Source organism: Dysgonomonas mossii DSM 22836 (assembly GCF_000213575.1).
GTDB classification, from domain to species: domain Bacteria; phylum Bacteroidota; class Bacteroidia; order Bacteroidales; family Dysgonomonadaceae; genus Dysgonomonas; species Dysgonomonas mossii.
This window is the reverse complement of the sequence record NZ_GL892004.1, coordinates 333,443-359,680: the sequence shown is the minus strand read 5'-3', so window position 1 is coordinate 359,680 and position 26,238 is coordinate 333,443. Positions and strand designations below refer to the sequence as shown.

Genomic DNA, 26,238 nt, shown 5'->3' with positions numbered 1-26,238 from the left:
TTATGAAAAATAACTACATAAAAAAAGGGATCATAGGACTATGCTTAGCGAGTATGACGGCAATATCGGCAGAAGCTGGCTCCTTGATCAAATTAGAAAATAATACAGTTTTATCTCAGGATAACACTGCTATCAAAAAGGACGATCCTTACAAAAGCAACCGTCCTGCGGTAGACAAACGTCTATTCCAGTCGAAGGCTGTAGAAAGCGAAATAGTACGCATCAAAAAAATGCTGAAAAATCAAAAACTGGCATGGATGTTTGAAAACTGTTTTCCGAATACACTGGACACAACGGTAAGACACAGAAAGAGCAATGGAAAAGATGACACTGTGGTATACACAGGAGATATCCATGCGATGTGGCTACGCGATTCAGGAGCACAGGTTTGGCCTTACGTACAGTTAGCAAATAGCGACACTGAACTAAAAGCAATGCTAGCGGGAGTTATTCGCCGTCAGTTCAAGTGCATCATTATTGACCCGTATGCAAATGCGTTCCTTGATCCGTATGATCCAAATCCCGATCATCAGTGGATGTCGGACGGTACAGCGATGAAGCCGGAATTGCACGAGCGTAAATGGGAAATAGACTCGCTATGCTACCCTATTCGATTAGCATATCACTATTGGAAAACCACAGGTGATACAAGCATCTTCGATGAAGAATGGCTACAAGCAATCACGCTGGTTTTACAAACATTTAAAGAACAACAGCGCAAAGATGGTGTAGGTCCTTACTCTTTCCTTCGTGTAACAGACAGAGCATTGGATACATTAAACAATGGAGGATTGGGTGCTCCGGTGAAGCCTGTAGGGTTAATCGTTTCTTCATTCCGTCCTTCGGATGATGCAACTACTCTGCAATTCCTTGTACCATCTAATTTCTTTGCTGTATCATCTCTCAGAAAAGCAGCTGAAATATTGACCGAGGTAAATAAAAAACCTACTCAGGCTAAAGAATGTATTGACCTTGCTCAGGAAGTTGAAACTGCGTTGAAAGAATATGCCGTTTACAACCATCCTAAATATGGTAAAATCTATGCATTCGAAGTTGATGGCTTTGGAAATCACCTATTGATGGACGATGCAAATGTTCCAAGCCTTTTGGCTATGCCATACTTGGGAGATGTAGATGCAAATGACCCTATCTACCAGAATACACGCAAATATGTGTGGAGCGAAGATAATCCTTATTTCTTCCGTGGAAAAGCGGGTGAAGGTATCGGAGGACCGCATATCGGTTACGACATGGCATGGCCTATGAGTATTATGATGAAGGCCTTTACAAGTAAGGATGATCAGGAAATAAAGTGGTGCATAAAAATGCTGATAGACACCGATGCAAATACAGGCTTTATGCACGAATCATTTAATGTAAATGATCCGAACAAATTTACTCGTGAATGGTTTGCTTGGCAAAATACCTTGTTTGGAGAGTTAATCCTCAAATTGGTGAACGAAGGTAAGGTTGACTTATTGAATGACATAAAATAAAACCAAAATTAAAACATGAAGGAATCGTGCAAGTTTTACTTGCACGATTTTTTGTTTTCTATAACAGCAATAATATTTTGCTTCATCCTTTCTTTGAAACAAGAATGACTGACTTCTCAAAATACATTTTTGTTTAAATTAAGAAAAACCTAAAATATTGAAGATTATAATTATATTTGTGAACCATTACATTATACAGAACCCGACTAACCAAGTTAAAATCATTATGGTACTTTGTTGATAATTAAACTGAATGATAGAACAAATAATTATTTTAGAACACGTAGACCCGGTAGTCTTTTTCGGCATAAATAATTCCAATTTACAATTAATAAAAACGCTCTTTTCTAAATTACATATCGTTGCACGGGGAAACGCTATCAAAGTAACAGGGAATGCAGAAGATGTTCCTTTATTCGAAGAAAAGATCAGAGAGTTGGAGAAATTCTCTGTTGACCGAAATAAGCTAACTCAAGAAGACATTATAGATATCGTTAAAGGCAACTCTCCCAATGTAGTAAAGCAAGAGAATCTGATTATATACGGAGTGAATGGGAAGCCTATCTCTGCACGCACACCAAACCAACAGAATTTTGTAAATAGCTTTTATAAAAATGATATGGTATTTGGTATCGGTCCTGCGGGTTCGGGTAAGACATATACGGCAATAGCCTTGGCTGTAAAAGCATTGAAAAACAAAGAGGTGAAAAAGATAATCCTGAGTCGTCCTGCTGTTGAAGCCGGAGAAAAACTTGGATTTCTGCCGGGAGATATGAAAGAGAAAATAGATCCGTATCTACAGCCATTGTATGATGCGCTGGAAGATATGATTGCTCCTGCCAAGCTAAAAGACTATATTGAGAATAAAACAATACAGATTGCTCCGTTGGCCTTTATGCGTGGGCGAACTCTTAGCGATGCAGTAATCATACTTGACGAAGCGCAGAACACCACTGTACTTCAGATAAAAATGTTTTTGACCCGCCTTGGGATGAATGCGAAAATGATTATAACAGGCGATGTTACTCAAATAGACCTTCCTGCGTCTCAACAGTCAGGCCTTAAACATGCTTTGCGGGTACTCAAAGACGTGAAAGGTATTGGTCATATCGAATTTGACAAAGGAGATATTGTCCGTCACAAACTGGTTCAAAGAATTGTTGAAGCATACGAGAAAGAGGATAAACGAGAAAAAACCTTAGAGAAAAAAGAAAAGAAGGAGTATGATAAAAAAGAGGTATAACCTGTCCTAAAGGATTTTATCGGTCATAAATAACGTCATATAGAATAAAAAACGGGTACAATGTTAATGTTACATTGTACCCGTTCGGTATTTATAGTATAGTCGTGTATCCGAAGCAATTAGTATCCTACAGTGTAATGCTGGCGGGAGTGTTTTCTGTTTTCGACTTCATCAGCAACAACGATAGCCAAATCCTGAACAGAAATAGAGGCCGTGCCATCTCTCATAACAGGCTCGTCTTTTCCCATTCTGAATCGTCCTGTTCGCCCTGTAGTTATATTTTCATTCATTTCTGTAGGTGGAGAAAGGTATACCCAATCAAGATATGTTTCTCGCCTCAACTTATCAAAATGATCTCGCGACGCTTTTGCGCCTTCTTTCATTTTAGCCGGGAAATCTTCAGTGTCTACCAATTGAGTCCCTCCTATATAAAGAGTACCGGCATTGCCGACTACAAAATAGCGTCTGATATTTGCTGCACGAACCGCTTTTTGTATCGACTCATAGCCATCAATATAATCGTTATAAATATTCGGATTATCCCAACCGGCATTGTATGCAGATATTACCATCTGATTATTTCTTAATACCTCTGTTAGAGCGTCTGTATCTTTAATATCAACACTCACAGCGGTTAGCTTATCATTCTTCACTTCTATTTTATCAGCATTTCGTGCAATCGCTGTCACTTCATGATCCCTCGACAACAATTCTTCTAATAGTTGAGAACCCACAAACCCGGTTGCCCCAATTAATGCTACTTTCATAATATATACAATTGATTTATAATGTTATTAAAAAATGATTACCTTTTATATTTTATCGCTTTTACTATCTGCGACCAATATTTTCGAGATAATTTTCCACTCTTTTTTTTCGCTCATCTTCGGTCAGACTGGCAGCCACTTCAATATGGGTTCTGTCATTAATTTTGAGCCATACTGTCTCTCCCATATCTTTTTTATGTTCTTCTATTATTCTTCTTAACGTATCTTCCGGAGTCTGTCTTTCAGTCCGTTTCATAGCAGTTCTTCTCCCTGCTTTAGGAGTTGTTTGTTGTACACTCATTTTATTTGATTTTTTAATTTAATTGTGCGATTAATGCAAATTTTTAAAGAGGCAGAATATCCTTCTACTTCACCAAAATTATATCACATGTAGTTTTGGAAAACTGTCATATTTATGTGAAATAGATAAATATAACACTTAAAGTGCATATTTCCAAATGTTTTATAGAAACTTTACAAATAAGAAGACAAAAGCACTATAAATAACAAATCTTAGGCTTTGCCAATGTCAGGATACGCTAAGTTAATGAAAATAAAAAACTTAACAAAATACAATCCTTTCTGGGAGGTTATTTGAGATAAAAGCGGGAGAAATAAAGAAATAATTAAGCGGTGCGAATATAAAAGAAAAAAGGAAGCTGATCACTTCCCTTTGCTCTTTAATTCATCTTCTAATTTAATCACCTGATCACGGTATTGGGCAGCCTCGAGAAATTCGAGCTTTTTAGCAGCCGCAGACATTTGCTTTTTTGCTTTTGCGATAGCTTTTTTTAGCTCTTCCGCACTCATATACTGCATTTGGTCTTCCGAAGCTATAGAAAGTATGCTATCTTGACTGTATGGCTGAGGAATAGCAGAATCTTCTCCTTTACGCTGCGTGAACACAGATGTGCGGGCTTTCTGTATTTGTTTAGGTACAATACCATGCTCCTCGTTATACGCCATCTGCTTCTCTCGTCGGCGATTGGTTTCATTGATAGTCTTTGCCATACTATCCGTAATCTTATCGGCATAGAAAATGACCTTTCCATTTACATTACGGGCAGCACGACCTACTGTCTGAGTGAGAGATCTATGTGAACGTAAAAAACCTTCTTTATCAGCATCCAAGATTGCAACAAGCGAAACTTCGGGTAAATCAAGCCCTTCACGCAGAAGGTTGACTCCTACCAGCACATCAAATTCTCCTGTGCGCAGGCTATCCATAATCTGAATGCGATCGAGAGTATCCACATCGGAATGTATGTAGCTACAACTTATTCCGTTGTTTGACAAATAATTCGTCAATTCTTCGGCCATACGTTTTGTAAGAGTTGTTACAAGTGTACGCTCGTTCTGCTCAACACGCATTTGTATTTCTTCCATCAGATCATCAATCTGATTTAAACTCGGACGCACATCAATGGGAGGATCTAAAAGACCTGTGGGGCGGATCAATTGTTCCACAATTACCCCTTCTGATTTTAACAGCTCGTAATCGGCAGGCGTTGCGCTCACATAAATGGTTTGTGGTACAAGAGATTCAAACTCTTCAAACTTCAAAGGTCTGTTATCTAGAGCTGCAGGGAGGCGAAAACCGTATTCAACCAAGTTCTCCTTTCGGGAATGGTCTCCTCCATACATCGCTCGTATCTGGGGAATAGTCACGTGACTTTCGTCAACTACTAAAAGAAAATCATCTGGGAAGAAATCCAGCAAGCAGAATGGACGTGTACCGGGTTTGCGATTATCAAAATAACGCGAATAGTTCTCGATACCCGAGCAATGTCCTACTTCACGGATCATTTCCAGATCGTAAGTTACTCGTTCATAAAGGCGTTTAGCTTCCAACGGTTTCCCTATGGATTGAAAGAACTCTACTTGACGTCCCAGATCTATCTCAATTTCCCCAATTGCCCTATCCATACGGTCTTTGGTGGTTACGAATAGGTTTGCAGGGTAAATCCTAAAATCGTTATAACTATCAATTTTTATTCCGGTGAGTGGATCGAGACATTCTATGCTCTCTATCTCATCTCCCCAAAAAACAACCCTCACAATAGGATCTCCATAAGCAAGGAAAACATCCACTGTATCGCCCTTTACACGAAAATTGCCGGCTTTGGGATCTACTTCGTTACGTGAATACAGAGCGCTAACCAATGATCGGAGAAAGACATCACGTACAATTTTCTGCCCCACCTTTAAGCTAATTGTCGAGCTTTCAAAGTCTTCGGGATTCCCCATGCCATACAGGCAAGACACAGAAGATACAACAATTATATCACGACGACCCGATAAGAGAGACGTTGTAGTCGCCAGTCGCAACTTTTCTATCTCATCGTTGATAGATAAATCTTTCTCTATGTAAGTATTCGTAGACGGAATATATGCTTCCGGCTGATAATAGTCATAATATGAAACAAAGTATTCGACTGCATTATCGGGGAAAAATGTCTTAAACTCACTATACAACTGGGCAGCAAGTGTCTTATTATGGCTTAACACCAATGTGGGCTTGTCTACATTTTGAATAACATTAGCTACCGTAAATGTTTTTCCTGAGCCGGTGACTCCCAGCAATGTCTGAAACGGAATATCTTGTAAAACCCCTTCGGATAAAGCAGCTATCGCAGCCGGCTGATCTCCTGTTGGGCTATAATTTGAAGTTAATTTAAAATCCATCTGTTATTTTCCTCTTTCCTAAATCAAAGATAACAAGAATTTTGCATTTATATTCTTAAATAAATAGGATTAACTACTCATGATGAAAAATGTATTCAAATTAAATAATGTATTTTTGTATTACAAACGGAATATTTTGAGTATGAAAAAAATTGTTCTATTCCTCTATGAGCTATTTATTTTTGCTCCTATTTTCATCTTAGCTACTATTGTCACGGCCGTAACCGTCATGATCGGATGTCTGGTCGGCAACAGGACTTTCTGGGGATACTACCCGCCAAAATATTGGTCTAAACTTGCATGCAGGCTTGCTCTGTGTAAAATAAATGTTGTCAGAAACGGGGAACTGGATCCAAACAAATCATATATATTCGTACCAAACCACCAAGGGGCTTTCGATATATTCCTGATTTACGGATATCTGAATCAAAATATAAAATGGGTTCAAAAACAAGAATTGCGTAAACTTCCTTTTGTAGGAAAGGCTTCCGAGATTGCAGGGCATGTATTTGTAGACCAGTCTAATCTCAAATCGATGAAAGATACGATAGTAAAGGCCGAAGCTGAATTGAAAAAAGGATCATCAATGGTAATCTTTCCCGAAGGGGCACGGACAAAAACAGGCAAAATGGGACGATTTAAAAGGGGAGCTTTTATTATTGCCAAAGAAATGAATCTGGAAGTTGTTCCTGTAACCGTAAACGGGCCTTACGACCTGATGAAAATAAATACATATTTCCTGAACCCTTGTAAGCTGGAACTGATAATACACGAGCCGATCTCGACAAAAGATTTGAATGAAGACAATATGTCTGAATTTATAGATAACTGCCGGGAAATAGTATATTCGGGACTTTGGGAAAAATATAAATAATTAAACTTTAAAGAACTATACAAAAATCAGAACGCCTGTAGATAAGCTTCTACAAGCAACCCTGAAGCCTAATAAATGTTAGAAAATTAATTCATAATAAACATCACGACAGGAAATAACAAGATAACATTCATTTTTTTGTACTTTTGCGATTAACCATATAACAATATTTAGAAATGAAATTGAAGCATATATTATTTTTATCATTCATACTGATAGCTTGTCATTCAAGTCTTTCGTATGCATATAATACATCAATTTCCGTTACTCAAACACCGAAGGATGAAATTACCACCTATACTGTAGCCAAAGGAGAAACTGTATATTCTATTGCTGCTGCACATAACACTTCCGTACAGCAAATATATAAGTTGAACCCAAAAGCGGAGCAAGGTATTAAGGCCGGTGACAAACTTCTACTATCGAAAGCGAAAGCCGTAGCAAGTTACAGCAATCACCTGATAGAAGCAAAAGAGACGCTATTTTCGGTTTCACGCCTCTATAAAATATCGGTAGATGACCTGAAAAATGCAAATCCCGGACTTACAGAAAGTACTTTCAGCATAGGTAAGACCATCCGAATTCCGATGTTTGGAGGAAGCTCTTCTACTTCAAACTATGCCGGACAAGGTACAACCAGGACTAACAAAGAATATAAAGTACAAAAGAAAGAAACACTATATAGCATTGGGAAAGCAAACAATGTAAGCGTTGAAGCTTTATTGGATGCCAATCCATCACTCAGAACAGAGGGATTGAGAAACGGTATGACAATAATCATACCTGCCGGAGAAGCCACATCTAAAAACAACATATCGCAAGTAAACAACACCAGAAAAAGCGAAGCTCCTCGTGCTACTAAAGGCGAAACCGTAAGAGTAGGTATCCTGTTTCCATTCACAGACAATAGCGGAAGTATATCTAAAGATAAGCTTGCCGAATACTATGAAGGGTTCTTACTAGCGGTGAAAGACCTGAAAAGCAAGGGACTGAATGCTGAGATATATACATTCGATACAGGCTCTGAAAAAAACACCAAAAGACTTGAAAGCCTTTTGGAAACCAATGAGATGAAAAACATGCACCTCATTATAGGAGGAGTATCGAAACAACAGATAGACGCCCTAGTGAAATTCTCTAAAAAAACAGGCATAAAGTATGTTATACCTTTTGGCTCTTCCAGCGAGATTACAGGCATACCTCTGCTATTCCAAATGACGTCATCGCATTCATCTTTGTACCCCGAAGTGACTTCTGCTTTTGTAAAAAGATTCAGAAATTACAATATAATCTTCGTATCGGAAGATGGCTCAAACAATGATAAAATGGACTTTGTAAACGATCTAAAGAAAAGCCTCAGCAAGGCGGGCATTCAATCGAAGACGATCACAAAATCGAGCAATTTGGGTGAAGACCTCAAAGCAGCAGCAAATGCAACAAACAATATAATCGTACCTACATCGTCTTCCGAAGCAACATTAAGAAGAATAACAGCAGTGCTGAATCTTTCGAATGACACCCCATTCAGCCTCTTTGGTTATCCCGAATGGCAGGTATATAACAGCCAGGTAGAAAATCTCCATAAATATGATGCGTACATTTACAGCATATTCTTCCTCAACGAACAACAAAATGCTGTGCAAAACTTTGCGGATGACTACAAACAGTGGTACAATAAGAATCTGATTAACTCGTTCCCTAAATGGGGATATCTTGGATATGATACAGGTCTTTACTTCTTAACTGCACTGAAACAGTATGGAAGTTCTTTCGAAAATAATATATCCAATATAAATGTACCCACATTACAATCTTGCATTTACTTCGAAAAAGTAAATGATAAAAATGGAGGATATGTAAACAACGGTATATACTTTATCCACTATAAAGATAATTCGAGTCTCGAAAAAATAGATATCACTGATTAAATGGTAAATAGATATTTATTATTATTGCTTCTACCTTTTATTTTTGGTTCATTCATGTATGGACAAAATAAAGACTTCAAACCTGAGTGGAACATAGGTGTAGGCTTCGGACCCACATTTTCATCTGTGGATTTTCAATCCGTCCCAAACTCTGAAAACGCAAATAAGATGCGCATCTCGACAAAAAACCAGATGCAGTATCACGGAGGTATAGCTATACGATACATCTCTGAAAAAAATATCGGTATCATTGCCGAGCTCAACTATAGCCAAGAAGGGTGGAAACAAAATTTCAGCAAGAATGACGCATTTGCAAATTTAGGTTTTGAACATTCTCACCAATTAAACTATTTTGAATTACCCGTACTCACACATATCTACTTCGGAAACAAAGTACGGTTCTTCTTCAATCTGGGACCTAAAATTGGATTTCTGATAAGTGACAGTGAGAAAATAAACGACAAACTCGAAAACTATTTAGCTAGCGGAGTGTCTCCATCATTCGAAACCAACCAATATTATCGTATGGCTGAGAATAAAATCGATTATGCCTTAATGGCAGGTCTCGGGCTAGAATTCCGTACGGGTATCGGCAATTTTGCTTTGGAAGGAAGATATTCTTTCGGATTAGGAGATATTTATAAAAGCAGCAAGGCCGACTACTTTTCGAGATCGGCAAACAGAGTTATTTACGGTAAGTTAACCTATTACGTCAAGCTATTCTGATATGCCACGCATATACAAGCTCTCGAAAGCAGGGTTAAAAATACTTTATAAGATACGCCATCATAGAGGTCATGGCATACATTCTCCCTTTGTATTCAATCTGATAAATAAAGTAATTGAAGAAAAAACACCTTATCATATCTATGATGATATACGAACCATTATAGATCCTTATGTTTTTTTGCACTTGAAGAAGTACAATTTGCTTTTATTTCGATTGGTTAACTATTTCAATGCAGAGAGAATACTCGAAATAGGTGCAGGATATGGAGTGAATACACTTTGTATGACGGCAGCATCGAGCAATACAAAGTGTATAAGTATAGAAACAAGCGAGAGGAAATATAGTATTGCCAGACGTTTATACAGTGAATGGAACAGAAATATAGAGTTATTGACGAATCCACAGCTACCCGAACTACAAGAAAAGCAAGACTGTATTCTTATCGATTTAAACAACTATAGTCTCTTACCATCAGATGTTTGTAGATACTTAGATGATATTTGTCACGAAAAAACATTTATAATTGTAAGAGGTATAAGAACAAATAGACGCAATCAAGCGTTATGGAAATGCATCGTAAGCATGGATAGCAGAACAGTAATACTGGACTTATTCAACATTGGTATCGTATTTTTTGACAAGACTCTTTACCGATGGGAATATAAAATCAGTTTTTAAACTAAACGAGAATGAAGAAAAGTGGCATATATACCAAAACCGGAGACAAAGGAACAACTTCCCTTGTAGGAGGTAAACGTGTGATAAAGGCTCATGTGAGACTTGATGCCTATGGTACGACAGATGAGCTCAATTCGTTTGTCGGGTTTCTTACAGAAAAGATAGAAGATGAGCACGACCTAAAAATATTATCTTTTATTCAGCATAAGTTGTTTACTGTAGGTTCTTATCTGGCAACGGAGACAGAAGCCATGCCACCCAAAGCAGCCAGCATCATTACAGACAAAGATATAGCAACCCTCGAGAATGAAATGGACAGGATGGATAGCGAGCTACCTCAGTTGAGGCAATTTGTATTGCCGGGAGGAAGCGAATCGGCTGCCCGGGCACATATCTGCCGCACCGTTTGTCGACGTGCTGAGCGTTGCGTATACAAAGTGAAGGAAGAATATCCGGTGGATGATCTGGTCTTAATGTTCATAAACAGGCTCTCCGACTACTTTTTCTTACTCGCTAGAAAAGAGAGCAATAAGAAAGGAAATGAAATATTTTGGAATCAGGCTTTGATATAAGAAATATTGTTATATTTTTGCGGAAAATATAAGCAAACTGGCAAAAAATAAAAATAAATAAAAATATTATGTACTGGACACTAGAATTAGCATCTAAACTAGAAGATGCACCATGGCCTGCAACAAAAGAGGAGTTGATTGACTATGCCCAACGTTCGGGTGCACCTCTTGAAGTAATAGAAAATCTACAGGAAATTGAGGATGAGGATGAAATCTTTGATACCATCGAAGACATCTGGCCTGATTATCCAAGCAAAGAAGATTTCTTTTTTAACGAGGATGAGTATTAAGCTCCACGAGTTGTAAAAGGCTATAAAAACAAATAAAAAAGAGATTAGGGTAGTTTGTAATTACTCTAATCTCTTTTTTTGTATTGTTTGAAACGTATCTGTGTAATAGTAAAACATGGAATGAGATAACCTCAACATTAAATGATAATGGTTTTAGAAATTGTAGGGGAGGTGTGTTTGGGGTGACACAGATTGTGAGGTTAGGTGAGAGATATAATTGAGAACTCTATCAACATTATTGAATAAGAGTTGGTATTATATTGGATGGGTATATATTATCAAATATCATTTTTGATATAACACCTCCTCCAAGAACTATCTCTTCTGATTTTTTACCTATATTTATTGCTATTCCTCTACCATTTTTTATAAATAAAAATTTAGAACTGCCCATTTGACTTACTTGAGCTGTTTCTTTTTTAGACATCCATCTTGCAGGAGCTCCATTTATGTTGCAGGTATTAATGAAAGCATCTAAATCAATCCCTATTATGACTTTAATTCTGTTTAGGAGGACGTCAAAAATAAAAGGCTTAGGTAGGGGTTTGGCGAATATCGGTTCTGACACCTGGCTTATGATTGATAACCAATCAAACATATAGTAATTAGGAGTATTCTTACTTATTAGTGTTTCTATTTCGCCCTCAGCTAAAACAAGCCCTTCATCACGATAAATACCAATATGCAAACAATCGTCAATACAAGTATATGCAGATGCTTGAGACTCTAAAACCTTTATTAGTTTATGAATTCTATCATAATACTTAACTGTTTGTACAGATGGAGTTAAAACTTTAATGTGTCTATCAAACTTAGGGTCGAAGCCTTCATCATTTTTTATAACTTCCATAACATCCGAAGCCCGTTTATGTTGGCGAAGCATTCGCTTAATTTGTTTGAGCTTTGATTCTTCAATATTATAGAATACAGTTTTATTAATATTCTCTATATCTAAATTTTGATATTGATTAAATACTTCTAAAATTTCAATATTTACTTTACCTTCCTTCACTTCAGCTAATTGAAGACCTTGAGGATTGACTATCAATAAATCTCCAACTTGGATATATGATGTTATATCAGATATGAGAGCTATTTTGAGGGGTTCTTTATTAATTTTTTGAGCAACCACAATTAAGCTTTGTAAATTATTAGAATCAAGGAATTTCACCCCTTCATCTCCCATACATAATCTGCGAGCAATATGTATCTCACCTCTAATAAGAACCCAAGCTATGCTATCCGCAATATGTGCTAATATTTTTAATCTATATTCAGTTTGATTGATTAATGCAAGAAGCATATTTTCCAATACTTTATCTCTTTTTCTCCTTACCTCTTTTAAATTATCTTTAGTATCTCTCAATATATTTTGGTAATATATAATCTCTTTTAGTAATAAATCTTGTGCTAATTTTTGGCCACCGTAGCAAGCTGTTAAAAATAATTCATTATGTTTTTTTATAAAATCTTGACTAATTTCCTTTCCTTTACCGATTATTTGAAGAAATTGAGTCCCAAAGCTAAATGCATAATCAGCAATTTTTGTTATTTTTATTTCAAATTCTTTAATAGAATCCATATTTGTATTAGTTAATAGAGCAAAGTTATTATTATAAAACTATTAAATATATCTTTATCTGACAATAATAATATGTGCTATTTTGCAAGCAGATACATCTTCTTAAGTATTTAACTTACCTCCATCGCATAACCTAAATTCTATTACGATTGATTTCACTGATAGTAATTTGCAACTTCCTTTCAATAATATTCCTTTTTCTTATCTTTGCAAGAAATATCTCCAATATGATACTAATACATAAAGCCACCATTATCAACGAAGGAACTTCATTTGTAGGCTCCGTATTGATAGAAAAAGACATTATATCTGAAATATATAGATCGGAAGAAGTTCCTGAAACAATTCTCAACAAAGCAACAATAATAGATGCCAAAGATTTATGGTTGCTTCCCGGAGTAATAGACGATCAGGTGCACTTTCGTGAGCCGGGACTAACTCACAAGGGAGATATTGCGAGCGAAAGCCGTGCTGCGATAGCAGGTGGAGTAACGTCCTTTATGGAAATGCCAAACACAAATCCGCAAACGACAACCATAGAATTACTGGAACAAAAGTTTGAGATAGGCGCACAAAAATCCTACGCAAACTACTCCTTCTATATGGGTGCTACAAACGACAACCTCGCCGAGCTAAAGAAGGTAAACCAAAAAGAAGTATGTGGTGTAAAAGTCTTTATGGGGTCGTCAACCGGCAACATGCTTGTAGATGACAAAAAAGTATTGCAAGCCATTTTTGCCGAAATAGACATGCTCATTGCTACACATTGCGAAAAAGAAGAGATCATCAGAGAAAATCTGGCAAAATATAAAGCAGAATTCGGCGAAGATATACCAATTCAGTACCACCCGCTCATCCGTAGCGCAGAGGCATGTTATCGCTCTTCTGCCGAAGCCATCGAATTAGCGGATAAGTATCAGACCCGTCTGCACATTCTTCACCTTTCCACCGAGAAAGAAATCAGCTTGTTTGACATCAAACCGCTTACAGAAAAGAAAATAACAGGAGAAGTGTGTGTACATCACCTTTGGTTTTCGGACGAAGACTATTCAAAGTACGGCACGCGCATAAAGTGGAACCCTTCGGTAAAGACAAGGCAAGACAGAGGTGCTCTTATGCAAGGCCTGCTAAAAGGAAAACTAGATGTGATAGCAACAGATCACGCTCCGCATCTGATAGAAGAAAAAGTAGGAGGAGCCTCGAAAGCTGCATCGGGAGGACCATTGGTTCAGCACTCATTGCAGATGATGCTGGAGCTATCTAAAAAAGGTAAAATATCAAAAGAGCAGGTTGTAAATAAGATGTGTCATGCTCCTGCTATAATGTTCCAAATACATAAACGAGGATACATCCGTAAAGGATACTTTGCAGACCTTGTACTCGTAAACCCCAATAAACCATATACGATTACTCGAGATAATATTCTGTATAAATGCAAATGGGCTCCACTAGAGGGTGAAACAATGTCTACCACGATAGAAAAAACATTCTTGAACGGAAAAATAGCATTCGAAAACGGAGTCGTAAACGAAGTAAGAGGCGAAATGTTGAAGTTTGATCGATAACTTCTATTCACTCAAGAAACATCATCCCAAAAATAGAAAATGTAAGATCTCTAGGATAAAATAGAGATAATACGAAACTTTCATTTAAGTTAAATTGTTAAATAGAGAGTAATTCACTCATAAACTTCAATCTAATTATGAAAAAGTTTGGTATTGTTCTTTCCTTCATTCTTGCGCTTCAGTTTGGCAGAATAGATGCTTGTACACGAGTTGTTTATCAAGGCCCAAACAACACGATCCTCACAGCCCGCTCTATGGACTGGAAAGAGGACAGCCGTAGCAACCTTTGGATATTCCCAAGAGGAATGGAGCGTAGTGGCGAAGTGGGCAAAAACCCTATGAAATGGACTTCAAAGTACGGCAGTGTTATAGCCTCTGCCTATGATATCTGTAGCACCGACGGTATGAATGAGAAAGGATTGGTAGCCAATCTCCTTTGGTTAGCTGAATCTTCGTATCCGAATTGGGACGGCAAGAAGCCTGCATTGTCAATCGCCGCTTGGGTACAATATATGCTCGACAACTTCGGGACAGTAAGCGAAGCCGTTACAGCGATGGAGAAGAGAGATTTCGAAGTCATATCCGATATGATGCATGATGGCTCTCGTATGGCTACTTTACACTTATCTATATCCGATGCCACAGGCGATAATGCTATATTTGAGTATATCAACGGAGAATTGAAAATACACCACGACAGATCATATCAGGTAATGACCAATTCGCCTGTTTTTGATCAACAATTGGCATTAAACGATTACTGGAAAAATATTGGAGGTCTAACATTTCTTCCCGGCACAAACCGTGCAGCAGACCGTTTTGTAAGAGCATCTTATTATATCAACTCCATCCCTCAAACAGACGATACACGCATCGCTGTAGCCAGTGTGTTTAGTGTTATTCGCAACGCTTCTGTTCCTTATGGTATAACTACACCGAATGAGCCGAATATTTCTTCTACAAGATGGAGAACCGTTTCGGATCAGAAAAACAAAGTGTATTATTTCGAATCAACTCTATACCCGAATGTAGTTTGGGTTGATTTCAAAGACATAAATTTTTCGGAAAAAGCCCCGGTAAAGATGCTGGATTTGGTAAACGGAAATTCCTATTCAGGAAACACAATCAAAGACTTTATAGATGCCAAGCCTTTCAAATTTCAAGGAATAGATAACTAATACGTAAGACTGAATATAAACAACAAAGCCAATCCGTTACGATTGGCTTTGTTGTTTTATACGTATTATTTAGAAAGGATATCCTATACCAAAATGCCATGCCATACGGTTTAATCGTGGCTTGAACAACACAAATCGTTCAGACTGTAAAAGCCCCGGATCATAAGCTTTCATCCCTGCATCGAAACGCAATAGCAGAAAACTCAAATCTAAGCGAATACCCAATCCGTACGAAACCGCAATTTCTTTATAAAAATTCTTGAACTGGAATTGCCCTCCGGGTTGAGTTTCATAATTCTTTAAAGTCCAAACATTACCGGCATCAATAAACTGAGCAAACTCGAAAAGAGGAGTCAGCTTATATCTATTTTCTATACTAAACTCCAGCTTCATATCTCCTGTCTGATTTACAAAATCACTCTCTGTTTTTTCAGCACGTCTATAAGATCCCGGGCCAAGAGATCGGGTACTCCACCCTCTGATACTATTTGCTCCACCGGCAAAAAATCTCCTTTCGAAAGGCAAAACATCCGAATTACCGTAAGGGTGAGCTAAACCGAGCCCGACACGATAAGCCAATGAATGTATTTTTGAGAAATAAAAAGTTCGGGAATATTCTACACTACCTTTTATATATTCGGCGTATGCAACACCCAATATCTTTTTCTGCCCTGTTTCCTGATCAACTTTTGCTCCATTCAGAGTGGTAACAAATCGAGGCAACCCTCCCGCAAATTCAATAGAACTGCGGATAGCATATGTCGGATAAAGTGCATTCAATCGCCGTGCATTCACCAGCGTAATGCTATATGCCATGCGTGAAACGAGCTGATCTCGATAGCTCTCTCGTAGCAAAGCATTCTTGTCATCGTCAAGATACTTTTTAAAATCGTCAGACATACTAGGCATCCGCATGAAGTTAATATCAAACAGATCAAGAGTGTGCCGCAATCTATTTTTGTATGTAGACCAACCATAGTTCAATGAGGTATTGAAAAACTGACGTGTATATTCCTTACGATGCTGATTGGTAAGACCAACGGAAACTCTGGTAGAAGCGGAGGGCTGTTCTCTCCAACTCTTTTTCAACCAAGGGAATAAGAACATAGGAAAAGTAAGTCCGGTCTCTATCCCATACTCGTAGAAGTTTTGATTCAACAAGTCATTCTTCTCCTTGCCGGCAATAAATTCATAGGCTCCTTTCAGCTTTATATTGAACTGCTCCCCTCCATTAAAAAGATTCTGGTGTTGATATGTTATACTTGGCGCAATACCAATATCTCCTGCCGAATTAGTGCCGTCAAGTCCAGCCTTAAACCAATGGGCATTAGCCGGTAGTAGGACTATCGTTGCATCCAGCAAATGGGTGCTATCTTGCGGAGATGGAGATACAGATATATTCGCCTGCTTTATTGCTCCCATTTTGGTATATGCTTCGTATGTGCCATTCAGAGCCATGTCTGAAAAGTAGCTTCCTTTACGCAGATAATTATTTCGAACAATAGTAGAGCTTCGTAGAAATTTATTTCGTCCCCTTATAATTTTTATTCCTTTATAGTCCACAGTATCTGCATTCCTGAAAAACCATCTGTTTGCACTCACCAACCCATCATTTTGCCCTCTTGCATCAGCAGTTGAATTCAAGCCGGATATTATCGTTACATTGTTTATTTTATAACGGGGGTAAGGCAAACTATCTTTTGCAGGGTACACATCCAGAAATAAATCCACCTGATGTGAGTTGAGTGTAGAATCCACTTTGAAATATAGATATTCTTTCGAAAAGTTATAGTAACCCACATTTCGCATTATGCTATTCACTCTTTGTCTTTCCTCCTCAAGAAGCTCCATGTCAAACATATCCCCAGCCGTTATGTAAGGTTTCATCGGGATACGTGTCAAAATGCGAGTCATTGTGGTATCGCTAAGCGTATATTTATAGTCACGCACAGTATAGGGTTTACCTCCTTTAAGGTCGTACGTTACAGATATCTTCTTCCCTTTTATCTTCAATATCGTATCTGCCTCGGCATTCAAATATCCTTGGTTAGTCAACTGTTTAAGAAGTTGGTTTCTCGATTGCCACGTTTGCCCCGAGCTATATATTACAGGAGGTGCTCCTAATTTACGGATATTCCTATTTATCCATGAAGAATCACTTCCTGCTATGTTGTAGATTTTTAGGGTTACCTTTCCCAGAAGGGGCAGCGTTGTGTTTGGTTGTTGGCGAACAAAATCTTCCAAGTCTGAAGTTGCATTTTTTGTATCATGCTTTATGGTAAAATCATCCAACAAATAACTTCCGTCCGGAATGTTTTTGGTAGTAGAACATGCCGTAAGAATTAAAACAAGGATAAATGATATAGATAAAACTTTTTTCATTACAAATATTAACATACAACAAAGATATAATGTTTAATAAATAGATAACATTAAAATACTAAATTTCATTTATTGTGACCATGTTATCTATAATAAAAGCCAAAAGAATCACGGTCTTTTGATGACAATTTCCCTTTCTTCAAGAAAATGAAAATAAAGCTATCTGGGATATAAAGATGAATAAATAAAATGTTAAGAATCATTCTTAAAAATACCTCAACTATAAAAAAACAATACCTTTGCATCTGATTATGAAAGAATATCGTCTTACTGACTGGTTACCTACAACAAAAAAAGAGATTGACCTCAGAGGATGGGATGAACTTGACGTTATCCTTTTCTCGGGAGATGCATATATAGATCACCCCTCTTTTGGAGCTGCTGTGATCGGCCGCATTCTCGAAGCCGAGGGGCTAAAAGTGGCAATCGTACCCCAACCTAACTGGCGGGACGATTTGCGTGATTTTAAAAAATTGGGTAAGCCTCGCCTTTTCTTCGGAGTAACAGCCGGAGCGATGGACTCGATGATCAATCATTATACTGCAAACAAACGGCTACGGTCTGATGATGCTTATACACCTGATGGCAGAGCTGACATGCGGCCAGATAGACCTTCGATTGTATACACCAATATTCTAAAAGAGATTTTCCCCGATACCCCTGTCCTTCTAGGAGGGATAGAAGCATCACTGCGCCGGGTAACACATTATGATTATTGGGACGATAAACTTCATAAGTCAATATTAGTAGATTCCAAAGCCGACCTGTTGGTGTATGGAATGGGAGAGCTACCTCTGAGAACTATAATCAGAGAACTAAAGAGCGGAAAATCGATAAAAGACCTCAAATACATTCCACAAACCGCTTATCTGTCGAACAAAACGACGGATGGAGAGGAAAAGGATATCTATCTTTTTTCACACGAAGAATGCTTATCAGAAAAGCTGAATCAAGCAAAAAACTTCAAAATTGTAGAAGAGCAATCGAATATGATAAATGCTTCCCGCATCATTCAAAAATATGGTGAGCAGTCTGTCATTATCAACCCACCCTACCCTCCGATGTCGGAAAAAGAGATGGACGCATCGTTTGATCTTCCATATACACGCCTACCCCATCCCAAATACAAGGGAAAGACAATTCCGGCTTTCGAGATGATAAAATTCTCGGTCAATATGCACCGCGGATGTTTTGGAGGCTGTGCATTTTGTACCATATCAGCACATCAGGGTAAGTTTATCGCTTCACGATCTAAAGAGTCTATACTGAAAGAGGTAAAAGAAATAACGGACATGCCCGATTTCAAAGGTTACCTAAGTGATCTTGGAGGACCTTCGGCCAATATGTATAAGATGAAAGGGAAAGATGAAAACATCTGTGCGAAATGTAAACGCCCATCATGTATTCATCCCAAAATATGTAAGAATTTGAATGTAGACCATTCTCACCTCTTGGATATATACAAGGCTGTAGATAAAATACCTAAGATAAAGAAATCATTTATTGGCAGCGGAGTACGTTACGATATGCTACTGCATCGGAATGAAGATGACAGACTGAATAAGATATCTGAAGAGTACATCAAAGAGCTAATTGTAAATCACGTATCAGGACGCCTTAAAGTTGCTCCGGAGCATACATCCGACAAAGTGCTCAGTTATATGCGCAAGCCTAGCTTCGAGCAATTTTACACTTTTCAGAAAATATTTGAGAAAATAAACAAAGAGTCGGGACTCAAACAACAGCTTATCCCTTATTTTATATCTTCACACCCCGGGTGTACAGAGATAGACATGGCTGAGTTGGCTGTTGCTACCAAACCTTTGGGGTTCAAACTGGAACAGATACAGGATTTCACCCCATCTCCTATGACTGTGGCTACAGAGATATACTATACAGGCTATCATCCATATACGCTGGAAAAAGTATATACAGCACGGACAAAAGAACAAAAATTGGCACAACGTCAATTCTTCTTTTGGTATGATAAAGGTTACCGTCCACAAATCATAAAGGAATTAAAGAGATTGAAAAGAGAAGATCTTTTAAAAAGATTGTACTAAAACCTACATAGAATTATTTACTTTAGTAATATCTTAAATTATTAAACACTCCGCTTATGAAAAACTTAATTCTGCTCATTTTACTATTCCTCCCTCTATATGCTTGCTCCGATAAGAGTAAACAAGAAAAGAAGGAAGCCGAAAGCACGAATACGAATATCAGACACGTAGTTGTTTTTAATCTTAAACACGAGTTGGATGACCCTAAAACAGCTAAATTTCTGGAAGAAGGCAAAGAGAGATTAACAGCCATACCCGAAGTAAAAAATTTCCAGGTATTCCGTCAGGTCAGTAAAAAGACGAATTTCAACTTCTGTTTTTATATGGAATTTGCCGATTCTACAGCATATAAAACATATAACGATAATCCTGAACATGTAAAATTTGTAAAAGAGAGGTGGGAAACAGAGGTTTCAGACTTTATGGAGATCGATCTGGAGAATTATAAATAAGGCGTGCATGTAAATTTAGATGGATTCTAGCTTTACTATTGCACATTTTTACTATTTTTGTGCGATAAACTATTATAAGCTATCGTCGTATTTTTATAAGTAGCTAATAATCAATAAATAGATATAAACATGAGTAACAATTTATTAAAAGGCAAAAGAGGAATTGTCTTCGGCGCATTAAACGAGAAGTCTATTGCTTGGAAAGTAGCTGAGAAAGCTGTAGAACAAGGTGCAATCATAACATTGTCAAACACTCCTATAGCTGTAAGAATGGGTGAGACCAAGGCTTTGAGCGAAAAGCTGAATGCTAAGGTTATTGCTGCTGATGCAACTAGCGTAGAAGATCTTGAGCAAGTCTTTGTTCAGTCTATGGAAGCCCTTGGCGGAAAAATTGATTTTGTACTTCACTCAATTGGTATGTCGCTCAACCTCCGTAAAGGAAGACAGTACGATGACCTTGATTATGGATTTTTAGATAAAACATTGGATATTTCAGCTATCTCTTTCCACAAAATGATGCAGGTAGCGAAAAAACTGGATGCAATTGCAGAAGGTGGTTCCGTTGTTGCCCTTACTCACATTGCTGCACAACGTACATTTACCGGATACAACGATATGGCAGACGCAAAAGCATTGCTTGAGTCATTCGGTCGCAGCTTTGGTTATATATATGGTCGTGATAAGAAGGTACGTGTGAATACAATTTCACAGTCGCCTACTTTAACTACTGCCGGACAAGGTATTGGCGGAATGGATGCATTTTTCGACTTTGCAGAAAAAATGTCTCCTCTTGGAAATGCCAGTGCAGAATCTTGTGCCGACTACTGTATTGTCATGTTCTCTGATTTGACGCGTATGGTAACGATGCAAAACTTGTTCCACGACGGAGGATTTTCTAATATGGGTCTAACTCAGGCAATTGTTGAAGATTATATCGAGAAGAAATAAGCAGATAAAACAATAAAATAGACGAGCGGCCCATAAATAATTATTTATGGGCCGTTTTTTCATATTAATCATTACTTTTGATTTTAATAAAAAATATAAAGGATGACATGCTTATAAAATTATACGAACAAAACCCCAATCAGAAAGAAATTGACAGGGTTGTATCTGTTTTGCAAGATGGCGGACTAATTATATATCCTACCGACACAGTTTATGCTATCGGCTGTGATGCACTCAATGTACGTGCAGTGGAAGAGATATGCAAGATGAAGGATATAAATCCGGCAAAGAGTAATCTTTCTATCATTTGCTATGATTTAAGCAACATCAGCGAATATGCAAAAGTAGATAATGCAATATTTAAACTGATGAAGAAAAATTTACCGGGCCCTTTTACGTTTATACTTAATACAACATCATCACTACCGAAGATATATAAAAACAAAAAAACGGTGGGGATACGTATTCCTGACAACAACATAATAAGAGAGCTTGTTCGCAATCTAGGAAACCCGATACTTACCACTTCGGTGAAAGACGAAGATGAAGTGGTTGAATATACGACCGACCCCGAACTCATTTACGAGAAATATCAAGACAAGGTAGATATCGTTATCGATGGCGGATTTGGAGGTATAGAAGGCTCTACAGTCGTAGATTGTACAAGCGATGAGCCGGAAATAATTCGTCAGGGGAAGGGTGAATTAATTTTGTGAGAAACCATTAAATACATACATTTGTAAAATTCTGCCTTTCGAGGACAAAAATCCACCCAAGGCTAACTATTTTGTCATTTATGAAAGCAAAAAGCATATTTTTATTAGCAATAATTCTATTATCTTTCGATGCATGTAGAGATAAGGAAGAGGAAGATCCGATTACTCCTCCCAAAGAATTAACCGATAACGAACTCACAAACCAGTGGGCTTACAACAAGATGAAAAGTTTGTACCTATGGAATACAAACTTGCCTTCATCACCCGACTACACGCAAGACCCTGAAAATTTCTTTTATGGCATACTCTATAATTATGGAAAGGTTGATGGTGACCGTTTTTCATGGATAGAGGAAGACACTTCTAAAAAAACAAAGGCATTATATGCTGATGCAAATCTAGGATTTGAATATATACCAATGAATTATTTTGCGACCTCTAGCTCCAAAAATACATCTATCGGTCTTTTTGTCCTCTATGTAAATGAGGGGTCTGTAGCTGAAAGCAAGGGATTAAAAAGAGGTCAGGTAATATACAAAGTGAATGATACAGATGTAAACTACGATAATTATTCAACTATCCTGAAAGAAAACACATCACTTTCCCTGTGGATATATAATAATAAAGGTGAAAAAGTGAAGCTGGAAACATTTCAGGCAGCAGAGTCTAAAAAATCACCAATATTCATAAGTAAAGTTATACCCGGAACTAAAATAGGATATTTGATGTATAACGGATTTGAAAGAAGTGCTGATGAAAGTGACGAAAACAACTACGAATATGACATCGAACTAATTGAAAGCATTCGATCATTAAACAGTCAAGGAATAACAGACTTTGTGCTTGATCTTCGCTACAATCCCGGAGGATATCTTACCTCTGCTATGGATCTAGCCAGTGCTTTAGTTCCAAACAGAAAAACCAGTAATATATTTGCAAAAGAAAAATACAACACTCATTTCCAAGACTCTATAGTAAAAAAATATGGTAATGATGTCCTTAATGAGTATTTTCTGGATAAAGTATATGGCACTAGCACATCTATTCCGCAACTGAGCCTTAGTCGTCTATACGTGATTGCTACTGAATATACGGCTTCAGCCAGCGAGTTGATTATACATGGCTTAAAACCTTACATGACAGTTTTCCAAATTGGAAAAACAACAGTAGGTAAAGATAAAGCATCTATGACAGTGAAATCAGATAATTCAAAAATTAAATGGCAACTACAGCCTCTAATTTCCAGACTTACTGATGCAAATGGGAAAGGTGATTATATTAATGGACTAACACCTGATTCTGAGATTTCGGAATGGGAGGAAGGATATACAATGCAATCTGCTTATTATGAAGATGACAACGGAAATAGAGTTGAAACTCAGTGTCCTCTTCTATCAGAATGGCGAGGCGGACTCTCTGAATTGGGAGATACTGCGGAGCCACTCCTTGGGGAGGCAATTGCACAAATAACAACGGGAACTTCTCGCGTGAAGAAAGCAGCAAAAACTGTGAAATCTAGTCAAGGAGCCATTAGAGTTCCTAAACTTAGCCATAATGAACATCTTCAACGAATTATAATAGACCAAGATAAGTTCTCAACTCTAAACAAAAGTAAATAAGACCATAATAGCGAATGAAAGTAATGAAGTTTGGCGGAACATCCGTAGGTTCCGCTACGAATATAGCGAATGTAAAAAAGATAATAGGGACAATAGAAGAGCCTATAGTTGTGGTTGTCTCTGCTTTTAAAGGAATCACAGATAAATTGTTGCTCATATCCAATCTGGCTGCAGCCGGTGATTATTCTTACGAACGAGAGTTTCGTGAAATTATCGAGCAGCATATTACTGTAGTCAGTAAGCTAGATATTCCGGAAGAAGCTCGCCCCTCATTAGAGGCGGATGTGAATAAACTATTGGAAGAGTTGAGTAATATATTCAAGGGAGTATTTCTTATAAACGACCTTTCGGCAAAAACATCGGATAAGATAGTGAGCTATGGCGAACGCTTGTCGTCGCTGATAATAAGCGTTGCATTCTCCGATCTTGACTTTCTAGATGTCACACAATTAATAAAAACAGATTCCTCCTTCGGAAAACATATACCCGATATCGAATTGTCAAGCAAATTGATAAGAGATGCTTTCGACAACTCATCCAAAAGGATTCTTGTTGCAGGATATATATCCACCTGCAAAACAACAGGAGAGATCACTAATCTGGGTCGTGGAGGGTCAGATTATACTGCTGCCATATTTGCTTCAGCACTCGATGCTAATATATTAGAGATATGGTCTGATGTGGACGGCTTTATGTCTGCCGACCCGAAGGTAATTAATGGTGCTCATGTGATAGAGAACCTAACATTTACCGAAGCGACAGAACTTTGTAATTTCGGAGCAAAAATAATCTATCCGCCAACGATTTTCCCTGTCTATCACAAGAATATACCTATTCGTATAAAAAATACTTTTAAGCCCGAAGCTCCCGGTACTTATATTTCTCACGACGGAGATATAAAAAAAGGAAAGGCGATGATAAAAGGTATATCATCTATATCCGACACATGCCTGATAACAGTTCTTGGACTCGGAATGGTAGGTATTATCGGTGTAAACTACCGAATATTCAGGGCTTTGGCAAATAACGGCATCAGTGTTTTCTTAGTATCGCAGGCATCATCCGAAAATAGCACGTCTATTGGTGTACGCACTGCCGACTCCGAACTGGCAGTACATGTTCTCGAAGAAGAGTTTGCCAAAGAAATTGCATTGGGAAGTATCAACCGTGTACAACTGGAGACAGACCTTGCTACAGTAGCTATTGTTGGCGAAAATATGAAGTATACTCCGGGAATTGCCGGCCGGCTATTCGAAACATTAGGGAAGAGCGGTATTAGCGTTATTGCTTGTGCTCAGGGTGCATCGGAGGTAAATATATCTTTTGTTATTAAGAATAAATATCTGAGGAAGGCTTTAAACTCTATTCACGACTCGTTTTTCTTGTCCGACTATAAGGTACTCAATCTCTTTATTGTCGGCATTGGTACAGTTGGAGGAAATTTGATTGAACAAATTAGGCAGCAACAACCGAAGCTGATAGAGCAATACAGCCTCAAGCTGAATGTGGTGGGTATTGCCCGGGGAAAGAAAGCTTTATTTTGTCGTGAAGGGATTAACCTGAATAAGTACAAAGAAGAACTGGACGAAAAGGGAATACCAAGCTCTCCGGAAATTCTAAGAGACGAAATCCTCAACATGAATATATTCAACGCTGTATTTGTAGACTGTACTGCCAGCGAAACCGTTGCCCAGATATACGGAGATCTTCTTTCGCATAGTATTTCTGTGGTTACAGCCAACAAAGTGGCTGCATCTTCGGCTTATGACAATTACATAAAGCTAAAGAATACGGCACGCGAAAGAAACATTAAATTCCTTTTCGAGACAAATGTAGGTGCAGGTCTTCCTGTAATCAATACGATGAACTCTCTTGTAAACTCAGGAGATAAAATAGTAAAAATAGAAGCTGTACTCTCGGGAACACTCAATTATATATTCAACACAATCAGTGCCGATATACCTTTCAGCAAGGCAATCTATATGGCTAAGGAATGCGGCTTCTCAGAGCCGGACCCTCGTATCGATCTCAGCGGTATGGATGTAATACGAAAACTCGTTATCTTAACCCGCGAGGCTGGCTACCGAGTAGAACAAACAGAAGTTAAGAAGAACCTATTCATACCTCAAGAGTATTTTGACGGTACAATAGAAGAATTCTGGGCTACGATCAGAAATCAGGATGCCGAGTTTGAAGAAAGGCGCAAAAAGCTCGAAAACGAACACAAGCATTTGCGATTTGTTGCCAAATACGAGAACGGACACTGTGAAGTCGGGCTTCAGGAAGTTGGGCAAAACCATCCATTCTACGATTTGGAAGGCAGCAACAACATCATACAAATAACGACCGAAAGATATAACGAGTATCCGATGATAATAAAAGGATATGGTGCAGGAGCAAGTGTCACGGCAGCAGGGGTATTCTCTGATATTATCAGCATTGCAAATGTGAGGTAACTTCAAATAGCAAG

At 38.0% G+C, this 26,238-nt stretch carries 21 protein-coding genes; 16 read left to right on the top strand and 5 right to left on the bottom strand.

What is annotated here, in order from left to right; translation table 11 throughout:
- Positions 1-2: 2 nt before the first annotated feature.
- The gene (locus HMPREF9456_RS01470; protein ID WP_006841672.1) at positions 3-1,496 is read left to right on the top strand and encodes a glycoside hydrolase family 125 protein; all 1,494 of its coding nucleotides are present in this window, start codon (positions 3-5) and stop codon (positions 1,494-1,496) included.
- 253 nt (positions 1,497-1,749) lie between these two features.
- Positions 1,750-2,739 (top strand): PhoH family protein, encoded by a 990-nt coding sequence (locus HMPREF9456_RS01465; protein WP_006841671.1) that lies wholly within the window; start codon positions 1,750-1,752, stop codon positions 2,737-2,739.
- 119 nt (positions 2,740-2,858) lie between these two features.
- Here the strand turns inward: HMPREF9456_RS01465 and HMPREF9456_RS01460 are convergent, their stop codons facing one another.
- The 3 genes from HMPREF9456_RS01460 to uvrB form a co-directional block, all read right to left on the bottom strand.
- Positions 2,859-3,506: an NAD(P)-dependent oxidoreductase gene (locus HMPREF9456_RS01460; protein WP_006841670.1), complete on the bottom strand. Its 648-nt coding sequence runs from the start codon at positions 3,504-3,506 to the stop codon at positions 2,859-2,861.
- 64 nt (positions 3,507-3,570) lie between these two features.
- On the bottom strand, positions 3,571-3,807 hold the full coding sequence (locus tag HMPREF9456_RS01455; RefSeq protein WP_006841669.1) for a hypothetical protein: 237 nt from the start codon (positions 3,805-3,807) through the stop codon (positions 3,571-3,573).
- A 362-nt stretch (positions 3,808-4,169) separates the two neighbouring features.
- Positions 4,170-6,191, bottom strand: a complete 2,022-nt coding sequence (gene uvrB, locus HMPREF9456_RS01450) for an excinuclease ABC subunit UvrB (protein WP_006841668.1) — start codon at positions 6,189-6,191, stop codon at positions 4,170-4,172.
- 142 nt (positions 6,192-6,333) lie between these two features.
- Here uvrB and HMPREF9456_RS01445 point away from each other — a divergent pair, with 142 nt between their 5' ends.
- The 6 genes from HMPREF9456_RS01445 to HMPREF9456_RS01420 all read left to right on the top strand — a co-directional run bounded on the left by HMPREF9456_RS01445 (position 6,334) and on the right by HMPREF9456_RS01420 (position 11,263).
- Positions 6,334-7,065, top strand: a complete 732-nt coding sequence (locus HMPREF9456_RS01445; RefSeq protein WP_026176996.1) for a lysophospholipid acyltransferase family protein — start codon at positions 6,334-6,336, stop codon at positions 7,063-7,065.
- Between the two features lie 176 nt (positions 7,066-7,241).
- A complete protein-coding gene (locus tag HMPREF9456_RS01440) occupies positions 7,242-8,993 on the top strand; it encodes an amino acid ABC transporter substrate-binding protein (protein ID WP_006841666.1) in 1,752 nt (583 codons plus the stop codon).
- Positions 8,994-9,719, top strand: coding sequence for a porin family protein (locus tag HMPREF9456_RS01435; protein ID WP_006841665.1), 726 nt, complete (start codon positions 8,994-8,996; stop codon positions 9,717-9,719).
- A gap of 1 nt (position 9,720) precedes the next feature.
- Positions 9,721-10,401 (top strand): O-methyltransferase, encoded by a 681-nt coding sequence (locus HMPREF9456_RS01430; protein WP_006841664.1) that lies wholly within the window; start codon positions 9,721-9,723, stop codon positions 10,399-10,401.
- Positions 10,402-10,412: 11 nt separating this feature from the next.
- Positions 10,413-10,973, top strand: coding sequence for a cob(I)yrinic acid a,c-diamide adenosyltransferase (locus HMPREF9456_RS01425; protein ID WP_006841663.1), 561 nt, complete (start codon positions 10,413-10,415; stop codon positions 10,971-10,973).
- 68 nt (positions 10,974-11,041) lie between these two features.
- A complete protein-coding gene (locus HMPREF9456_RS01420) occupies positions 11,042-11,263 on the top strand; it encodes a DUF2795 domain-containing protein (protein WP_006800744.1) in 222 nt (73 codons plus the stop codon).
- Positions 11,264-11,498: 235 nt separating this feature from the next.
- Here the strand turns inward: HMPREF9456_RS01420 and HMPREF9456_RS01415 are convergent, their stop codons facing one another.
- Positions 11,499-12,845: a hypothetical protein gene (locus HMPREF9456_RS01415; RefSeq protein ID WP_006841662.1), complete on the bottom strand. Its 1,347-nt coding sequence runs from the start codon at positions 12,843-12,845 to the stop codon at positions 11,499-11,501.
- Between the two features lie 227 nt (positions 12,846-13,072).
- Here HMPREF9456_RS01415 and HMPREF9456_RS01410 point away from each other — a divergent pair, with 227 nt between their 5' ends.
- Both HMPREF9456_RS01410 and HMPREF9456_RS01405 read left to right on the top strand, forming a co-directional pair.
- Positions 13,073-14,410, top strand: coding sequence for a dihydroorotase (locus HMPREF9456_RS01410; RefSeq protein ID WP_006841661.1), 1,338 nt, complete (start codon positions 13,073-13,075; stop codon positions 14,408-14,410).
- A gap of 137 nt (positions 14,411-14,547) precedes the next feature.
- Positions 14,548-15,588, top strand: coding sequence for a linear amide C-N hydrolase (locus HMPREF9456_RS01405; RefSeq protein ID WP_006841660.1), 1,041 nt, complete (start codon positions 14,548-14,550; stop codon positions 15,586-15,588).
- A 69-nt stretch (positions 15,589-15,657) separates the two neighbouring features.
- On the opposite strand, the gene tamL is transcribed toward HMPREF9456_RS01405, so the two are convergent.
- The gene (gene tamL, locus HMPREF9456_RS01400; RefSeq protein WP_006841659.1) at positions 15,658-17,970 is read right to left on the bottom strand and encodes a translocation and assembly module lipoprotein TamL; all 2,313 of its coding nucleotides are present in this window, start codon (positions 17,968-17,970) and stop codon (positions 15,658-15,660) included.
- A 251-nt stretch (positions 17,971-18,221) separates the two neighbouring features.
- On the opposite strand from tamL, the gene HMPREF9456_RS01395 reads away from it, so the two are divergent.
- The 6 genes from HMPREF9456_RS01395 to thrA all read left to right on the top strand — a co-directional run bounded on the left by HMPREF9456_RS01395 (position 18,222) and on the right by thrA (position 26,224).
- Positions 18,222-20,033 (top strand): YgiQ family radical SAM protein, encoded by a 1,812-nt coding sequence (locus tag HMPREF9456_RS01395; RefSeq protein ID WP_006841658.1) that lies wholly within the window; start codon positions 18,222-18,224, stop codon positions 20,031-20,033.
- A 56-nt stretch (positions 20,034-20,089) separates the two neighbouring features.
- On the top strand, positions 20,090-20,485 hold the full coding sequence (locus HMPREF9456_RS01390; RefSeq protein WP_006841657.1) for a Dabb family protein: 396 nt from the start codon (positions 20,090-20,092) through the stop codon (positions 20,483-20,485).
- 129 nt (positions 20,486-20,614) lie between these two features.
- A complete protein-coding gene (locus HMPREF9456_RS01385; RefSeq protein WP_006841656.1) occupies positions 20,615-21,433 on the top strand; it encodes an enoyl-ACP reductase FabI in 819 nt (272 codons plus the stop codon).
- Positions 21,434-21,540: 107 nt separating this feature from the next.
- Entirely contained in the window at positions 21,541-22,149 is a 609-nt protein-coding gene (locus HMPREF9456_RS01380; protein WP_006841655.1) for an L-threonylcarbamoyladenylate synthase, read from the top strand.
- Between the two features lie 80 nt (positions 22,150-22,229).
- Positions 22,230-23,768: a S41 family peptidase gene (locus tag HMPREF9456_RS01375; protein ID WP_006841654.1), complete on the top strand. Its 1,539-nt coding sequence runs from the start codon at positions 22,230-22,232 to the stop codon at positions 23,766-23,768.
- A 14-nt stretch (positions 23,769-23,782) separates the two neighbouring features.
- Entirely contained in the window at positions 23,783-26,224 is a 2,442-nt protein-coding gene (gene thrA / locus HMPREF9456_RS01370; RefSeq protein ID WP_006841653.1) for a bifunctional aspartate kinase/homoserine dehydrogenase I, read from the top strand.
- The last annotated feature ends 14 nt before the right edge of the window (positions 26,225-26,238 follow it).

Excerpts from the sequence above, each read along its gene's own strand:
- HMPREF9456_RS01470 (WP_006841672.1), top strand. The coding sequence starts at position 3 with ATGAAAAATAACTACATAAAAAAAGGGATCATAGGACTATGCTTAGCG.
- HMPREF9456_RS01465 (WP_006841671.1), top strand. The coding sequence starts at position 1,750 with ATGATAGAACAAATAATTATTTTAGAACACGTAGACCCGGTAGTCTTT.
- HMPREF9456_RS01460 (WP_006841670.1), bottom strand. The coding sequence starts at position 3,506 with ATGAAAGTAGCATTAATTGGGGCAACCGGGTTTGTGGGTTCTCAACTA.
- HMPREF9456_RS01455 (WP_006841669.1), bottom strand. The coding sequence starts at position 3,807 with ATGAGTGTACAACAAACAACTCCTAAAGCAGGGAGAAGAACTGCTATG.
- uvrB (WP_006841668.1), bottom strand. The coding sequence starts at position 6,191 with ATGGATTTTAAATTAACTTCAAATTATAGCCCAACAGGAGATCAGCCG.
- HMPREF9456_RS01445 (WP_026176996.1), top strand. The coding sequence starts at position 6,334 with ATGAAAAAAATTGTTCTATTCCTCTATGAGCTATTTATTTTTGCTCCT.
- HMPREF9456_RS01440 (WP_006841666.1), top strand. The coding sequence starts at position 7,242 with ATGAAATTGAAGCATATATTATTTTTATCATTCATACTGATAGCTTGT.
- HMPREF9456_RS01435 (WP_006841665.1), top strand. The coding sequence starts at position 8,994 with ATGGTAAATAGATATTTATTATTATTGCTTCTACCTTTTATTTTTGGT.
- HMPREF9456_RS01430 (WP_006841664.1), top strand. The coding sequence starts at position 9,721 with ATGCCACGCATATACAAGCTCTCGAAAGCAGGGTTAAAAATACTTTAT.
- HMPREF9456_RS01425 (WP_006841663.1), top strand. The coding sequence starts at position 10,413 with ATGAAGAAAAGTGGCATATATACCAAAACCGGAGACAAAGGAACAACT.
- HMPREF9456_RS01420 (WP_006800744.1), top strand. The coding sequence starts at position 11,042 with ATGTACTGGACACTAGAATTAGCATCTAAACTAGAAGATGCACCATGG.
- HMPREF9456_RS01415 (WP_006841662.1), bottom strand. The coding sequence starts at position 12,845 with ATGGATTCTATTAAAGAATTTGAAATAAAAATAACAAAAATTGCTGAT.
- HMPREF9456_RS01410 (WP_006841661.1), top strand. The coding sequence starts at position 13,073 with ATGATACTAATACATAAAGCCACCATTATCAACGAAGGAACTTCATTT.
- HMPREF9456_RS01405 (WP_006841660.1), top strand. The coding sequence starts at position 14,548 with ATGAAAAAGTTTGGTATTGTTCTTTCCTTCATTCTTGCGCTTCAGTTT.
- tamL (WP_006841659.1), bottom strand. The coding sequence starts at position 17,970 with ATGAAAAAAGTTTTATCTATATCATTTATCCTTGTTTTAATTCTTACG.
- HMPREF9456_RS01395 (WP_006841658.1), top strand. The coding sequence starts at position 18,222 with ATGAAAGAATATCGTCTTACTGACTGGTTACCTACAACAAAAAAAGAG.
- HMPREF9456_RS01390 (WP_006841657.1), top strand. The coding sequence starts at position 20,090 with ATGAAAAACTTAATTCTGCTCATTTTACTATTCCTCCCTCTATATGCT.
- HMPREF9456_RS01385 (WP_006841656.1), top strand. The coding sequence starts at position 20,615 with ATGAGTAACAATTTATTAAAAGGCAAAAGAGGAATTGTCTTCGGCGCA.
- HMPREF9456_RS01380 (WP_006841655.1), top strand. The coding sequence starts at position 21,541 with ATGCTTATAAAATTATACGAACAAAACCCCAATCAGAAAGAAATTGAC.
- HMPREF9456_RS01375 (WP_006841654.1), top strand. The coding sequence starts at position 22,230 with ATGAAAGCAAAAAGCATATTTTTATTAGCAATAATTCTATTATCTTTC.
- thrA (WP_006841653.1), top strand. The coding sequence starts at position 23,783 with ATGAAAGTAATGAAGTTTGGCGGAACATCCGTAGGTTCCGCTACGAAT.